The following is a 14,571-nucleotide window of genomic DNA, read 5'->3' as shown; positions in this document are numbered from 1 at the left end:
CGGCACGACCAGAGGCTGGGCGCGGGTCACGGCGAATTCGTCGGGCCGGTCGCGGCCCCCGCCGAACGCGCCGCACGCCGTCAGCAGCAGCGAGGCGGCGGTGGCGGCCACTAGGATTTTGACGGTACGCATGGTTAAGTTTCCTTGTGAGGGGCCTTGCGCTCACGCGTGAGCAGAGCCCGGAACAGCAATAGCAGAACGCCGATGGTAATGGCAGCATCGGCGACATTGAAGATCAAAAAGGGTCGCCAGTCGCCGAAATGAAGGTCGGCGAAGTCGACTACATAGCCGTAGCGGACCCGGTCGACGATATTGCCGATCGCGCCGCCCAGCACGAGGGCGAGGGCGATCGTGTCGTCGCGCCGCTTTTCGCGCCACAGCCAGAAGGTGACGCCGATCGAGATGGCGGCGGTGAGCGCCACCAGCAGCCAGCGGCCGGTGTCGGTGCCGGCGGTGAGGAAGCCCATCGACACGCCGTAATTCTCGACCCAGCGCAGATCGAAAATCTCGAACAACTGCATGACGCGACGCTGCTGGAGGTCGAGCGGATAGGTGACGATATATTTGGTGACCTGATCGACGAGGAAGATCAGCGCCGCGACCGAAAAGCCGAGCATGCGGTGATTCTTCTCCGCCGTCCTCTCGCGAAGCAGGGCGGACACGCTCTCAGCCATTCACCACCTCCTCGCAGCGGGCGCAAAGCGCGCCGTCTTCCTTAACTTCCGGCAGATGGCGCCAGCAGCGGCCGCATTTGTCATTCTCGGTGCGTGTAACGGCGACCAAGTCATTCTCGCCTTCGCCGGCCGCCAGCGCGGACACGATGCAGAGCTCATCGAAATCCACCGAACGGACGGCCGCCAGTAGGTCCGGTTCGGCCAGGGTCAGCGCGACCTCGGCCTCGAGGCTGGAGCGGATAACCTTGTCCCGCCGCATCGGCTCGATCGCCTCGGTGACGCGGGTGCGGAGCGCGCGGAGCAGCTCCCATTTCTCGCCGAGTGCGGTGTCCCCCCAAGTCGAATCGACCTCCGGCCAGGTTTCGAGATGGATCGAACCGGCGTCGGGGTAGCGGCTCGCCCAGACCTCCTCGGCGGTGAAGCAGAGGACGGGCGTCACCCACCGCACCAACGCTTCGAAGACGTGGTTTAGCACCGTCCTGTAGGCGCGGCGCTTTGGTGAGGACGGTGCGTCGCAGTAGAGGCTGTCCTTGCGGATATCGAAGAAGAAGGCCGAGAGGTCGTCGTTCGAGAAGTTGGTGATGGCGCGGATGTAGCGGTTGAACTCATAGCCTTCCGCCGCCGCGCGCAGCTCCGCGTCGAGCAGGGCGAGGCGGTGGAGGACCCAGCGTTCGAGCTCCGGCATGTCCGCGGGCGCGACCGTCTCGTCTTCCGAGAAGTCACTGAGGGCGCCGAGCAGGTAGCGGAAGGTGTTGCGGAGCTTGCGATAGGCGTCGGACGTGCCGGCGAGCACTTCCTTGCCGATGCGGACATCCTCGAAATAGTCGGTGGAGGCGACCCACATGCGCAGGATATCGGCGCCGGATTCGTTGATGATCTTCAAGGGATCGACGACGTTGCCGATCGACTTCGACATCTTGCGGCCGTTCTGGTCGAGCGCGAAGCCGTGGGTGAGCACGCCCTCATAAGGGGCCCGCCCGCGCGTGCCGCAGCTTTCGAGCAGCGAAGACTGAAACCAGCCGCGATGCTGGTCGGAGCCCTCGACGTAGAGGTCGGCCCGCACGCCCTCGCCGTAGCGCTCCTCGATCACATAAGCGTGGGTCGAGCCGCTATCGAACCAGACGTCGAGGATGTCGGTGACCGGCTCGTAATCGGCGAGGTTGTAGTCGTTGCCGAGCAGGGCCTGGTGGTCGGCGGTGAACCAGGCATCGGCGCCGCCTTGGCGGAAGGCCTCGACGATGCGGGCATTCACCGCCTCGTCGCGCAGATAATCGCCGGTCTTGCGATGGACATAGAGCGCAATCGGCACCCCCCAGGCGCGCTGGCGGCTGATCACCCAATCCGGCCGACCCTCGACCATCGAGCGGATGCGGTTCTTCGAGCGCGCGGGGACCCAGCGAGTCTCCTCGATGGCGGCGAGGGCGGTCTGGCGGAGTGTTTCCCCTCCCCCTCGTGGGGAGGGGCTGGGGTGGGGGCCAGCCGCGTCCGCGGCTGAAAGACTCTTATCGGCCTCAGACGCGGCCGGCCCCCCTCCTTGATCCTCCCCCACAAGGGGGGAGGAGATGGATTTGTCCATAGGGATGAACCATTGCGGCGTGGCGCGGAAGATCACCTTGGCCTTGGACCGCCAGCTATGCGGATAGCTGTGCTGGAAATCCTCGCTCGCGGAGAGGAGGGCGCCGGCGTCGCGCAGGTCCGCGCAGATCGGGCCGTCGGGCGCGTTGAACTTCTTGTTGATGACCGATCCCTGGCCGCCGAGCCAGAGCCAGTCCTGGCGATAGCGCCCGTCATCCTCGACCGCGAAGACGGTGTCGATGCCGTGCGCCTTGCACAGCAGGAAATCGTCCTCGCCATGGTCGGGCGCCATGTGAACCAGGCCGGTGCCCGCCTCGGTGGTGACGAAATCGCCGGGGAGGAACGGGCGGGGTTTAGCGAAGAAGCCGCCGAGATGGTGCATTGGATGGCGAGCGACGGTGCCGGCTAAATGCTCGCTCTTCACAACTTTCCCGTCGTTGATCTCTGAAAGCCAGGTTGAGACGTCAGCCGGCTTCGCAGCGCACGCTCGTTCAAGGTCGCTCCAAGAATTTATGGGAGAGTCCAGTTGATTATTGCGCAGCCGGCCGATGAACTTTGCCAGCAATTCTCGATCGTTGGCGACCAGATAGGAATAGTCACCAAAGGGATCTAAGAAGTGTAGGTATTCAACCTCCTCGCTATATGCGAGGGCTTGGTTTACTGGGATCGTCCAGGGCGTAGTGGTCCAGATGGCGGCGTGAGCGCCGACGAGCTCGGGCGCATTCGGCGCTTCGACGATCTCGAACGCTACGTCGATCTGGGTCGAGACGATGTCCTCGTATTCGACCTCGGCCTCGGCGAGCGCCGTCTTCTCGACCGGGGACCACATGACCGGCTTGGCGCCGCGGTAGAGCTGCCCCGACATCGCGAACTTCATCAGCTCGGCGACGATCGCGGCCTCGCTCTCATATTTCATGGTGAGATAGGGGTCGTCCCATTCGCCCATCACGCCGAGGCGCTGGAACTGCTCCATCTGGATGGCCACCCATTTCTCGGCATAGGCGCGGCACTGGGCGCGGAACTCGGCCGCCGGCACCGCGTCCTTGTCGAGCTTCTTCTTGCGATATTCCTCCTCGATCTTCCATTCGATCGGAAGGCCGTGGCAGTCCCAGCCGGGAATGTAGGGCGCATCGAACCCGCGAAGGCTCGCCGAACGGACGACGATGTCCTTCAGCACCTTGTTCATCGCATGGCCCATATGGATGTCGCCATTGGCGTAGGGCGGACCGTCGTGGAGGATGAAGCGCTGCTTGCCGGTGCGAGCCTCGCGGAGCTGCTTGTAGAGCCCCGTCTCCTCCCAGCGCGCGAGAATGGCCGGTTCCTTCTGTGCGAGGCCGGCTTTCATCGGGAAGTCGGTCTTGGGGAGGAAGACCGTGTCTTTGTAATCGGGTTTTTCGGACATTGCCGCGCCGCTTAGCCGGGTTGCGCGGACAAGGGAACACCCGCCGGAAAATCGGCGATCGCCCCTGTGAAGTTCACGAAGTTCACGGTCTGGCGCCAAATCGTGAAGGTTGCGGCGGTCGCGGGGAAAACGGGCGCGGCAGGGCGAGATGGATCGGGGTGGATGGTCACCCGTGCTGATGAGCAGTTGAAATCCTACTTTGCAAGCCCGGAGCAAGGTCGCCCCTGGCTGCAATACCGTCATTCCCGCGAAGGCGGGAATCCATACTGGCTTCTCGCCAGGCGTCGGCGCCGCTTGGATTCCCGCTTTCGCGGGAATGACGATTGATGGTCTAGAGGCGCCGGCGCGCCTCCTCGCAATCCGCTCTTATCTGGGCGGAAAGCGCCTCCAGGCTGTCGAACTTCGCTTCCGGCCGGATGAAGCTGATCAGCTCCACCTCGATGGTCTGGCCGTAGAGATCGCTGGAGAAGTCGAAGAAATGCGGCTCCAGCAGCTCCTGGGGCGGATCGAATTGGGGGCGGATGCCGAGATTGGCGGCGCCGTCGAGCACGCGCCCATCGGGGAGGCGGCCGCGGATGGCGTAGACGCCGAATTTGGGACGGAGATAGGGGCCGAGCGCGATGTTGGCGGTGGGGTAGCCGAGCTCGCGGCCGCGCTTGTCGCCATGCTCGACCATCCCTTCGATGGCGAAGGGGCGGGTGAGGAGGCGGGTGGCGGTTTCGCAGTCGCCGGCCTCCAGCGCCTCGCGGATGCGGCTGGAGGAGACGGGCTCGCCGTCCGCCTCGATCGCCGCGACGGCGTCGACCGACAGGCCGTGCTCGGCGCCGAGGCGCTTCAGCACCTCGACATTGCCACCGCGCCTGTGGCCGAAGGTGAAGTCCTCGCCGGTCGCGACGCCGGCCGCGCCGATCAGGCCGATCAGATGCTCGGTGACGAAATCCTCGGCGGTGACGGAGGCGAGGGCGGCGTCGAAATGGAAGACCAGCATCGCATCCGCGCCTGCTTCGGCGAACAGGCGCTGGCGCTGGTCGAGCGTGGTGAGGCGGAAGGGCGGCAGGTCCGGCTTGAAGAAACGCACCGGATGCGGATCGAACGTTGCGACCAAGGCAGGGCGGGCTTCGGCGCGCGCGCGATCGACCGCCGCGCCGACCACCGCCTGGTGCCCGCGATGAAATCCGTCGAAATTGCCGAGCGCGGCAATCCCGCCGCGAAGATGGGCCGGAACCGCCGAGCCGCCGTCCAGCCGCTCCATGGGTGGCGTATAGGGACGCTGAACCGGTTTTCCAATTCTCGTCATTCCAGCGAAAGCTGGAATCCATACCGAGTCAGAATGGACCCCAGCTTTCGCTGGGGTGACGTGTGTTAGCGGCGCCCCAGCCTGACGAAGCTGTAGGCGGGACGGCCATCTTCGGCCGGATGGTCCTCGCGCGCCTCCTCGCGCCATTGGGCGGGATCGGGTGCGGGGAGGGTGGTGTCCCCCTCGGCATCATAATGCACCTCTGTGAGCTCGATGGCGTAGGCCTGGGGCAGGAAGAGATCGATGATCTCGGCGCCCCCAATCACCGACACGCGATCGGGGCCGGCGAGCCTTAGCGCCCCGTCGACGGAATGGGCGACTTCCGCGCCTTCAGCCTGCCAATCGGGAGCCCGCGTCAGCACGATGTGACGGCGGCCGGGGAGAAGGCCGGGCAGGCTGTCGAACGTCTTGCGGCCCATGATCATCGCCGTGCCGCTGGTGACGCGCTTGAAATGCCTAAGGTCGGCGGGGAGGTGCCAGGGGAGCTTGCCGTCCTTGCCGATCACGCCATTGTCGGCCCGGGCAACGACGATGGTGACTTGGGGATCATCCATATCAAGGCGTCACCCCAGCGGAGGGGCACCCCGCAAAGTAGCACTTTGCGGGGACCCCGAAGGCTGGGGTCCAGACAGAGTCAGCATGGATGCCAGCCTTCGCTGGCATGACGGAGAGGAGCATCACACCGCCACCGGCGCGGGGATGTGCGGGTGGGGATCGTATTCTGTGATCTCGAAATCCTCGTACTCATACTGGTCGATCGCGTCGGGGCGGCGCCTGATCGTCAGCTTCGGGAGCGGACGCGGTTTGCGGCTCAACTGGAGCCGGGCCTGCTCGAGATGGTTGGAATAGAGGTGGCAGTCGCCGCCGGTCCACACGAACGTGCCGGGTTCCAGCCCGCACTGGTCGGCGAGCATGTGGGTGAGGAGTGCGTAGCTGGCGATGTTGAAGGGGACGCCGAGGAAGACGTCGGCGCTGCGCTGGTAAAGCTGGAGGTTGAGCTTGCCGGCCGCGACCTGCGTCTGGAACAGGCAATGGCAGGGGGCGAGGGCCATGCGGTCCAGCTCCGCCGGATTCCAGGCGGAGACGATCTGGCGGCGGGAGGCGGGGTCGCGGTTGATGAGGGCGATGAGGTTCGCGATCTGGTCGATATGGACGCCGTCCGGCCCCTCCCAGTCGCGCCATTGCTTGCCGTAGACGGGGCCGAGGTCGCCCGTCTCGTCGGCCCATTCGTTCCAGATGCTGACCTTGTTCTCCTTGAGGTACGCGATGTTGGTGTCGCCCTTCAGGAACCAGAGCAGCTCGACGATGATCGAGCGCAGGTGCAGCTTCTTGGTGGTGAGGAGCGGGAAGCCTCGCTCCAGGTCGAATCGCATCTGGTGGCCGAAGACCGAAAGGGTGCCGACGCCGGTGCGGTCCTGCTGCGGCACACCCTCGGAAAGAATCCGGGAGAGGAGGTCATGATAGGGCTGCATAAGGCCCGTTATGGCGTGCGGGGCGGCCCATTCCAAGCGGCCTCGACATTCCTCCGGAACGGATCAATCTCGGCGTCGATGGAAGGCGTGATCGTGGCACAACGCCGGCATGGTATGCGCGGCTGCCCCGATCATCAGGACCGCCGGGGACGCCGCGCGCCTGTTCCGAGCGCGGCTTTGCCGGCGCGAGCGGGAAACGCTGATCGTCGCTCATCTCGACGCCAAGCGGCGGCTTATCCGACTCTCCGAAGAAACGGTCGGAGCGACCGGCCATGTCGTGCTCCCGGTGCGCGCCATCGTCGCCGACGCGCTGCGGCTCGATTCCGCGGGCCTCATACTGGCGCATTGTCATCCAGCGGCGATCCCGAACCGAGCCCCGAGGACATCGCGGCGACGCGAAGGTTGAGCGAAATGGGCGCCGGGCTCGGCCTCAGCCTCTTGGATCACCTGATCTTCGCCGGTGACGAACGCAGGAGCTTCCGGGCGTTGGGGCTTCTCTAGGATTCCTGCTGGATCGGGCAGACGGGGATGTCCTGCGGCGCCGGCGCGGGGCCGGCCGCCCTGAACTGGGCGAAATAGGATTCGGAGTCGGGAAGCCGCTCGAAACGGACCACCTCGTAACCGACCGAGGCGAACTCGCAGAGCAGCAGGCGCGGAGGCGTGCCGTGGCGCAAGGTGGTGCGATCGGGTTCGACCACGACGACGCTGCCGTCGCGCTTCAGGGACGGGCGAAGGTTCCAGAGGAATTCGCTCGGCCGCTCGATCTCGTGATACATGTGGATGAGGAGGACTCGGTCGAACGACGCCTCCGGCAGCATGGGATCGTTGGGCAGGCCGAGCTTCACCGCGACATTGTCGAGCCGCTCGCGGGTGACACGCTGGGCCAGCGCATCCCGGGTCTGGGGCACGATGTCCTGGGCGAGCACGCGCCCGTCGGCCCCCACCAGCGGCGCCAGCCGGACCGTATAATAGCCCTCGCCCGCGCCGACATCGGCGACCGACATGCCGGGCTGAATCCCGGCCAGCTCGACCACCTTCTCGAACTCTCCGGCGCTGTCGCGGGCGTCCTCGTTCGAGTAGCGCGGCGAGACGATCGGCGCGACCGGCCGCTGGGGGTCGGGGAAGGGGGACGGATCCGGTGCCTCCCGGCATCCCGCCGTCACCAGCGCGAGCGCGAGGAGGGCCGGCCTAGTCGACATCTTCGACTTCGACCGTCTCGCCCGTCACTTTTTGCGACAAGGCGGCAGCCATGAAGCGGTCGAGGTCGCCGTCGAGCACGTCCGACGGCGCCGTGGACGTGACGCCGGTCCTGAGGTCCTTCACGAGCTGATAGGGCTGGAGGACATAGGAGCGGATCTGGTGGCCCCAGCCGATGTCGGTCTTGCTCGCCGCGGTCGCGTTGGCCTCGGCCTCGCGGCGCTGGAGCTCGGCTTCGTAGAGCTTCGCCTTGAGCTGGTTCATCGCCTCGGCCCGGTTCTTGTGCTGCGAACGCTGGTTCTGGCACTGGACGACGATGCCGCTGGGAAGGTGGGTGATGCGCACCGCCGAATCGGTAGTGTTGATGTGCTGGCCGCCGGCTCCGCTCGCGCGGTAGGTGTCGATGCGAAGGTCGCTTTCGTTGACTTCGATATCGATATCCTCGTCGACCACCGGATAGACCCAGACGCTGGCGAAGCTGGTGTGGCGGCGGGCCGAGCTGTCATAGGGGCTGATGCGGACGAGGCGATGCACGCCGCTCTCGGTCTTGGCATAGCCATAGGCGTTCTCGCCCTTCAGCAGCATCGTCGCCGACTTGATGCCCGCCTGCTCGCCCGAATGCTGGTCGATGAGCTCGACCTTCATGCCGTGGCGCTCGGCCCAGCGGGTGTACATGCGCTGGAGCATGCCGGCCCAGTCGTTGCTCTCGGTGCCGCCGGCGCCGGCATTGACCTCGATATAGGTGTCGTTGGCGTCGGCCTCGCCGGCGAGGAGCGCGGCGACCTTGTCGCGCTCGGCGCGCTCGGCGAGCGTCTCCAGCGCGGCGACCGCGTCGTCGACCAGCCCGTCGTCGCCCTCGGCCTCGGCCATGTCCATGAGCTCGATCGTATCGTCGAGCTCCTTCTCGATCGCCTTGGTCGCGGTGATAGCCTCATCAAGCCGGCGACGCTCGCGCATCACCGACTGGGCCTGCTTGGCGTCGTTCCACAGGTCCAGATCCTCGACCCGGGCATTGAGCTCGTCGAGGCGGCGCAGCGCCCGGTCCCAGTCCAGGAATCGGCGCAACAGGTCGAGGGCGGACCTGATCTGGTCGACATGAGCTTGCGCTTCGGCGCGCATGAGGCGGTCCTTATTCTCGGAAAAGTTCGGCGGAACTAGTAGATGCCGCCCTCTCTTTGCAAGAAGTCGCTATCGTCTTCGCGGCGAACGGCGGCCTGGCGCACCGGCGCGGTGGCGGCCTCGCGCTCGGCGATCTGCTCGCGGCGGATCGAGCGCCTCGGTTCGGTCTCCGGCTTGAAGGCTTCCCAGATCACCGCCGCCTTGGGATCGCTGGTCGAAGGCCATGTACCGAACACCTTGCGGCCCGATCGCCGGTCGATGCGGACCATGCGTATGCCCGCGGGTGCCCGGAACTCGACGATCGGCCGGTCGACGATCGTCGCCCGAGCGAATTCCTCGAAGATCGGCGCGGCGATGCGGCCGCCCTGCGCCCAGCCGCCAAGGCTGCGCGGCTGGTCGTAGCCGACATAGACGCCGGCGACGATGTCGGGTGTGCCGCCGATGAACCAGACGTCGTTCGGGCCCGAGGTCGTCCCCGTCTTGCCGAAGAGGGGCCGATTGAGATCGCGCAGTCGCTGGGCGGTGCCGCGGGTCACGACCCCCTCCAACATATGGACGACCTGATAGGCGGTCATCGCGTCCATCACCTGCTTGGTACGAAGCGGCGGGCGCGGCATCGGCTTGCCGTTCCAGTCGGGGGCGTCGCAGCCTTCGCAGGGCCGCGTGTCGGTGCGGTAGATGACCTTCCCGTGGCGGTCCTGGATATAGTCTATCATCGTCGGCTTCACCTCCTTGCCGTTATTGGCGAGGATGGCGAAGGCGTTGGTCATCTGAAGGACGGTCGTCTCGCCGGCGCCCAGTGCGATCGAGAGGTAGTTGGGATAGTCGCCGACGCCCAGGGTCCTGGCGAGCTTGGTGATCCTGTCCATGCCGGTCATATTGGCGGTGCGCACCGTCATCAGGTTGCGCGACTGTTCGAGGCCCCAGCGCATCGTCTGCGGACCGGCGCTGCGACCGGAATAGTTGCGGAAGCACTTGTTGCCGAGACCTGCGCCCTGCCAGACGCAGAAGGGGCCGTCGGTGATGATCGAGGCGGGTGTCATCCCGCCGTCAATCGCAGCGGAATAGACGATCGGCTTGAAGGTCGATCCCGGCTGCCGCTTTGCCTGGGTGGCGCGGTTGAACACCGATCCGCGCACGTCCCAGCCGCCTTGCATGGCGAGGATTCGGCCGGTCGCGACCTCTTCGACGATCATGCCGCCCGAAACCTCGGGCACCGACCGCAAGGCATAGCTGTCGCCGTTGCGCTTGACGGCGATGATCATGCCGGGCTGCAGGGAGTTGAAGGCGGGCGTCCCGGTGCCGCGCTTCGGCATCGAAGCGGCGGAGGCGGGGAGAGTGCCCTGGCTTCCGTCGATGAAACCGAGGGTCGCGCTGTCTCCCTCTTTCGAGAGCACCACCGCCGCGCGCCAGTCGTCATAGCCCGCGCCGAAGCGGGCGGCGGCGAGCTGGCCCCGCCAGTCGTCGGACACATCGATGCTGAGCCCCGGGTCGCGCCATCCCTTGCCGCCGGCGAAGCGCATCAGGCCATCGCGGAACGCTCTCTCCGCGGCTTCCTGCATGCGGGGCGCATAGGAAGTCCGCACCCAGAGACCGCCGGAATAGACGCCATGCGGCCCGTCTTCCAGATCCTCGCCATATTTGCCGACGAGGAGCCGGCGCACTTCCTCCATATAATAGCCGCCGACATTATCGACGGTGTCCCTCGGCCCTCGCAATATGCCGAGCGGCGCGGCTTGCGCTTCGCTGCGCTCGGCCGCGGTGATGAAGCCGTTGCGCTCCATCTCGGCGAGCACCCAGTTTCGCCGTTCGATCGCCCGCTGCTCCTGGTGGGGGCGGTTATAGTTGTTCGGCGCCTTGGGGAGGATGGCGAGATAGGCCATTTCGGGAAGGGTAAGCTCGTCGACGTCCTTGTCGAAATAGGCGCGGGCGGCGGACTGGACGCCATAGGCGTTGCGGCCGAGGAAAATCTGGTTGAGGTAGAGCTCGAGGATCTGCTCCTTGCTCAGCACGTCCTCGATGCGCCGGGCGAGGAAGGCTTCCTTGATCTTGCGGGTGTAGCTCAATTCGTTGGTCAGCAGCAGGTTCTTCGCCACCTGCTGGGTGATGGTCGAAGCGCCGACCGGGCGGCCGCTGCTGGTGAGGTTGGTGATGACGGCGCGCAGGATGCCCGGATAGTCGATGCCGCTATGCTGGAAGAAGGTGCGGTCCTCGGCGGCGAGGAACGCCTCGATCATTTGGCGCGGATATTCCTCATATTCGAGCACCACGCGCCGCTCGCGGGCGAAGGTCTGCACGACCTCGCCGTTGATGCCGCGGACATGGCTCGGGAGCGCCGGCTCGTAGGTCAGCAGCTTGTCGGCCGACGGGAGCCCGCGCGCGAAGAGGAACCAGAGGGCGATATACGCAAGGATCGGAATGGCGACGAGGATCGCGGCGATCTTCGCCCAGCGGCTCGCCCATATACGGCGGATGGCGGGACCGATATTGCCGGCCTCACGGCTGAGGGTGAAGCGGGTCGTGGCGGTATTTTCGGTGGTCATCGTGCTCAAGTCTCTAGCCGATCCTGCCGGCCGGGTGAAGGACCGGGCTTCCCCCGCATTCGCATTTCGTCTCAACTCTGGCTGGCGACGATCTCTTGCGCGAAATGGGCTTCGATGGCGCGCTTCATGCCTGTGGCGATCTGTTTCTGGCCCTCGGCTGAATGGATGTAGGCATTGTCGCGCGCGTTGGTGAGATAGCCGGATTCGAACAGGATGGACGGGATGTCGGGGGCTTTCAGGACGATCAGCGAGGCGAAGCGGTGATAGTCCGGGCGGAAGGGGAAGAAGGGGGAGGCCTCCCGCTTCAGGAGCTGCGCGAAGTCGGCGGAAAGGTTCATGCTTTCGCGTTGCGCGAGGTCGATGAGGATGCGGTCGACCCCGGCGTCGCCGGCGGAACCGGCGCCCTCGACGAGGCCGGACCGGTTTTCGCGCGCCGCGAGCTGGGCGGCCTCGCGGTCGGACGCGACCTCCGACAGGGTATAGATGGTCGCGCCATGGGCGGCATCGTTCTTCGGGGCGGCGTCGGCATGGACCGAGATGAAGAGATCGGCGCCGAGCCGGCGGGCAATGGTGTAGCGATCGCGAAGGTCGATATATCTGTCGTCGTCTCGGGTGAGGGCGACGCGGACGCGGGCCGACGCGGCGATCTCGTCCCGGATGGCGCGGGCGAGGGCGAGCGTCACCTCTTTCTCGTAGCGACCGCCGAATGGAGAGGTGGCACCCGGATCCTCGCCGCCATGACCGGCGTCGATGACGACCAGCGGCCGGTCGGGGTCGAGGGCGCCCGAAATCGGCGGCAGATCGGAATCGTCTCTCGCCGGCTCGCCCAGCGCTATGGTCACGCCGGCATCGACTGCCTCGGGCGTGGGCCGGAGCGCGAAGCCGGGCGCCAGGATGATGAGCGCGGACAGCAGGACGGCCAGGAACCCCATGGGCGCATCCTGCCGCCGCGGGCCCGCCCGGGTCCAGTGAAAAGGCGTGGTCGGCCATGCCTAAACAGTTGCCGGTCGCGCCGCCGGATGCTAGCAGCGCCTGTATCGGCTCGATAAGGAAACGGGACCAGTCTCCGTCAGCAGATCGGGCCGAGCGAATTATGCCGGCTTTTCCATGCCGGCCACCTAGGTTGACGCTGCATGAAGCATTTCTCCCCGCAAATCGAGCGCCCCCAAACGGGTTTCGGCGTGGCGGGGACATTGCGGCCGGCATTCACGTCCGGCGGGCTTCGGGCAGCAGACGCAATTTTCTGTTTAACCCGGACATCTGAGGCGCGCGCCCCTTCGGCCGCGCCTTCGTCCTTATTCGAGCGCGCGTGCCGCCTATTCAAAGCCGCGGCGTGCGCGTGGAGTGATATAAATGACAATGCGCATGTTGATCGACGCGCGCCACCAGGAAGAAACCCGGGTGGCGGTGGTCAAGGGAAATCGAATCGAGGAGTTTGATTTCGAATCCGCCGAGCACAAGCAGCTCAAGGGCAATATCTATCTAGCCAAGGTCACCAGGGTCGAACCGTCGCTTCAGGCGGCGTTCGTCGATTATGGTGGCAACCGCCACGGTTTCCTGGCCTTCAGCGAAATCCATCCCGATTACTACCAGATTCCCAAGGAGGATCGCGAGGCGCTGCTCCGCGAGGAAGCCGAGCACGCGGCCGAGGAAGAGCGGCTGCGCGCCGCCGAGGACAATCGCTACGAGGAACGCGGCTCCGACGCGGAGGAGGAGGAGGAGGAACGGTACGACGACACCGCTTTCGACGAGGGCGAAGCCTCCGACGAGGACGCGCCGCCGCCGGCCGAGGAGGCCGAGAGCGCGCCCGAGGAGAATGCCGCGGACGAGCTTCGCAAGAAGCGCCAGGCGCTGCGTCGCCGCTACAAGATCCAGGACGTCATTCGCCGCCGCCAGGTGCTGCTCGTCCAGGTCGTGAAGGAAGAGCGCGGCAACAAGGGCGCCGCGCTCACCACCTATCTCTCGCTTGCCGGCCGCTATTGCGTGCTGATGCCCAACACCAGTCACGGCGGCGGGATCAGCCGCAAGATTTCCAACGGCGCGGACCGCAAGCGCCTGAAGGCGATCATGGCCGACCTCAATCTGCCGAGGACGATGGGCTGCATCGTCCGCACGGCGGGCCTTTCACGCACCAAGACCGAGATCAAGCGCGATTTCGACTATCTTGCCCGCCTGTGGGACGAGATCCGCGACAAGACGCTGCATTCTTCGGCGCCCGCTTTGGTCTATGGCGACAGCGACCTCATCAAGCGCGCTATCCGCGACATCTATAACCGCGACATCGACGAAGTAACGGTCGAGGGTGAGGAGGGGTACAAGTCCGCGCGCGCCTTCATGAAGCTCTTGATGCCGAGTCACGTCCGGCGGGTTAAGCCCTATGCCGACCAGGTGCCCCTGTTCCAGCGCTTCGGCGTCGAGGATCAATTGTCGGGCATGTACCAGCCGCTCGTCCAGCTCAAATCCGGCGGCTATCTGGTCATCAATCCCACCGAAGCCTTGGTGTCGATCGACATCAACTCCGGCCGGTCGACGCGCGAGCATAATATCGAGCAGACCGCCTACGCCACGAACCTGGAGGCGGCGAACGAGATCGCCCGCCAGCTTCGCCTGCGCGACATGGCCGGCCTGGTCGTCATCGACTTCATCGACATGGAATCGAGCGGCCATATCCGCAAGGTCGAGAAGGCGATGAAGGAGGCGCTAAAGAACGACCGCGCCCGCATCCAGGTCGGCCGCATATCCTCCTTCGGCCTGATGGAAATGAGCCGCCAGCGGCTGCGCACCGGGGTGCTGGAGGCCTCGACCAAGCCGTGCCCGCATTGCGAAGGCAGCGGCCTCATGCGCACGGCATCCTCGGCCGGTCTGTCGGCTCTCCGGATGCTGGAGGACGAGGCAGCGCGCGGACGCGGCAGCCGCATCGTGCTCCGCGCCGGCCGCGAGGCGGCTGTCTACGTGCTCAACAAGAAGCGCGCCGAGATCGCCGAGGTGGAGGCGCGCTACGGCGTCGTCGTCGAAGTGCTGATCGACGAGAGCTTCGAGGGCGCCAAGATGAGCGTCGAATCGATGGGTCCGCCCCCCGTCCAGCGTCCCCGCCTCGAAGCGGTGGCGGAACCCGCGGTCGACGAGGAGGAGGACCTTCTCGAAGAGGATGTGGAAGAGGACGAGGAGGAGGAAGAAGAGCCCGAGGAGAAGCGCGAGGCGCGCGGCGAGCGTCGACCCCAGCGCCAGCGCTCGGATGAGGGAGACGGCGAGCACAGCCGCAAGCGCCGGCGCCGGCGCGGGCGTCGCGGCG

At 65.9% G+C, this 14,571-nt stretch carries 10 protein-coding genes and 1 pseudogene; 2 read left to right on the top strand and 9 right to left on the bottom strand.

The window, feature by feature from the left end; all coding sequences use genetic code 11:
- Positions 1 to 134: 134 nt before the first annotated feature.
- From lspA to VIR62_RS12735, 5 genes are all read right to left on the bottom strand, one after another.
- Positions 135 to 674, bottom strand: a complete 540-nt coding sequence (gene lspA / locus VIR62_RS12755) for a signal peptidase II (protein ID WP_431871834.1) — start codon at positions 672 to 674, stop codon at positions 135 to 137.
- A complete protein-coding gene (ileS, locus tag VIR62_RS12750) occupies positions 667 to 3,651 on the bottom strand; it encodes an isoleucine--tRNA ligase (protein ID WP_431871832.1) in 2,985 nt (994 codons plus the stop codon). The genes lspA and ileS overlap by 8 nt, the downstream gene beginning before the upstream one ends.
- A gap of 331 nt (positions 3,652 to 3,982) precedes the next feature.
- Positions 3,983 to 4,903 (bottom strand): bifunctional riboflavin kinase/FAD synthetase, encoded by a 921-nt coding sequence (locus VIR62_RS12745; protein ID WP_431871836.1) that lies wholly within the window; start codon positions 4,901 to 4,903, stop codon positions 3,983 to 3,985.
- 110 nt (positions 4,904 to 5,013) lie between these two features.
- On the bottom strand, positions 5,014 to 5,502 hold the full coding sequence (locus tag VIR62_RS12740) for a dihydrofolate reductase (RefSeq protein WP_431871830.1): 489 nt from the start codon (positions 5,500 to 5,502) through the stop codon (positions 5,014 to 5,016).
- A 123-nt stretch (positions 5,503 to 5,625) separates the two neighbouring features.
- Positions 5,626 to 6,420 (bottom strand): thymidylate synthase, encoded by a 795-nt coding sequence (locus VIR62_RS12735; RefSeq protein WP_431871829.1) that lies wholly within the window; start codon positions 6,418 to 6,420, stop codon positions 5,626 to 5,628.
- Positions 6,421 to 6,529: 109 nt separating this feature from the next.
- On the opposite strand from VIR62_RS12735, the pseudogene VIR62_RS12730 reads away from it, so the two are divergent.
- Positions 6,530 to 6,921, top strand: a pseudogene (locus VIR62_RS12730) (JAB domain-containing protein).
- On the opposite strand, the gene VIR62_RS12725 reads toward VIR62_RS12730, so the two are convergent.
- The 4 genes from VIR62_RS12725 to VIR62_RS12710 form a co-directional block, all read right to left on the bottom strand.
- Positions 6,918 to 7,619 carry a class I SAM-dependent methyltransferase gene (locus tag VIR62_RS12725; protein WP_431871827.1) on the bottom strand — a complete coding sequence of 234 codons (702 nt, stop codon included), beginning with the start codon at positions 7,617 to 7,619 and terminating at the stop codon, positions 6,918 to 6,920. The pseudogene VIR62_RS12730 and the gene VIR62_RS12725 sit on opposite strands and share 4 nt — an antisense overlap.
- Positions 7,609 to 8,736: a peptide chain release factor 2 gene (gene prfB / locus VIR62_RS12720; RefSeq protein WP_431871825.1), complete on the bottom strand. Its 1,128-nt coding sequence runs from the start codon at positions 8,734 to 8,736 to the stop codon at positions 7,609 to 7,611. Before prfB ends, VIR62_RS12725 begins: the two co-directional genes overlap by 11 nt.
- Positions 8,737 to 8,771: 35 nt before the next feature.
- On the bottom strand, positions 8,772 to 11,279 hold the full coding sequence (locus VIR62_RS12715; protein ID WP_431871823.1) for a penicillin-binding protein 1A: 2,508 nt from the start codon (positions 11,277 to 11,279) through the stop codon (positions 8,772 to 8,774).
- 71 nt (positions 11,280 to 11,350) lie between these two features.
- A complete protein-coding gene (locus tag VIR62_RS12710; RefSeq protein ID WP_431871821.1) occupies positions 11,351 to 12,211 on the bottom strand; it encodes an N-acetylmuramoyl-L-alanine amidase family protein in 861 nt (286 codons plus the stop codon).
- Positions 12,212 to 12,632: 421 nt separating this feature from the next.
- On the opposite strand from VIR62_RS12710, the gene VIR62_RS12705 reads away from it, so the two are divergent.
- On the top strand, positions 12,633 to 14,571 hold a 1,939-nt coding region (locus VIR62_RS12705), incomplete at its 3' end, for an Rne/Rng family ribonuclease (RefSeq protein WP_431871819.1).

The sequence above is a fragment of the Allosphingosinicella sp. genome (genome assembly GCF_036570505.1).
Classification (GTDB): Bacteria; Pseudomonadota; Alphaproteobacteria; order Sphingomonadales; family Sphingomonadaceae; genus Allosphingosinicella.
The sequence above is the reverse complement of the archived record's forward strand: the minus strand, read 5'-3'. Positions and strand labels throughout refer to the sequence as shown.

Bases quoted from the DNA above. Each gene is read 5' to 3' on its own strand.
- lspA (WP_431871834.1), bottom strand. From the start codon at position 674: ATGGCTGAGAGCGTGTCCGCCCTGCTTCGCGAGAGGACGGCGGAGAAG.
- VIR62_RS12715 (WP_431871823.1), bottom strand. From the start codon at position 11,279: ATGACCACCGAAAATACCGCCACGACCCGCTTCACCCTCAGCCGTGAG.
- VIR62_RS12710 (WP_431871821.1), bottom strand. From the start codon at position 12,211: ATGGGGTTCCTGGCCGTCCTGCTGTCCGCGCTCATCATCCTGGCGCCC.
- VIR62_RS12740 (WP_431871830.1), bottom strand. From the start codon at position 5,502: ATGGATGATCCCCAAGTCACCATCGTCGTTGCCCGGGCCGACAATGGC.
- VIR62_RS12735 (WP_431871829.1), bottom strand. From the start codon at position 6,420: ATGCAGCCCTATCATGACCTCCTCTCCCGGATTCTTTCCGAGGGTGTG.
- VIR62_RS12745 (WP_431871836.1), bottom strand. From the start codon at position 4,903: ATGGAGCGGCTGGACGGCGGCTCGGCGGTTCCGGCCCATCTTCGCGGC.
- ileS (WP_431871832.1), bottom strand. From the start codon at position 3,651: ATGTCCGAAAAACCCGATTACAAAGACACGGTCTTCCTCCCCAAGACC.
- prfB (WP_431871825.1), bottom strand. From the start codon at position 8,736: ATGCGCGCCGAAGCGCAAGCTCATGTCGACCAGATCAGGTCCGCCCTC.
- VIR62_RS12725 (WP_431871827.1), bottom strand. From the start codon at position 7,619: ATGTCGACTAGGCCGGCCCTCCTCGCGCTCGCGCTGGTGACGGCGGGA.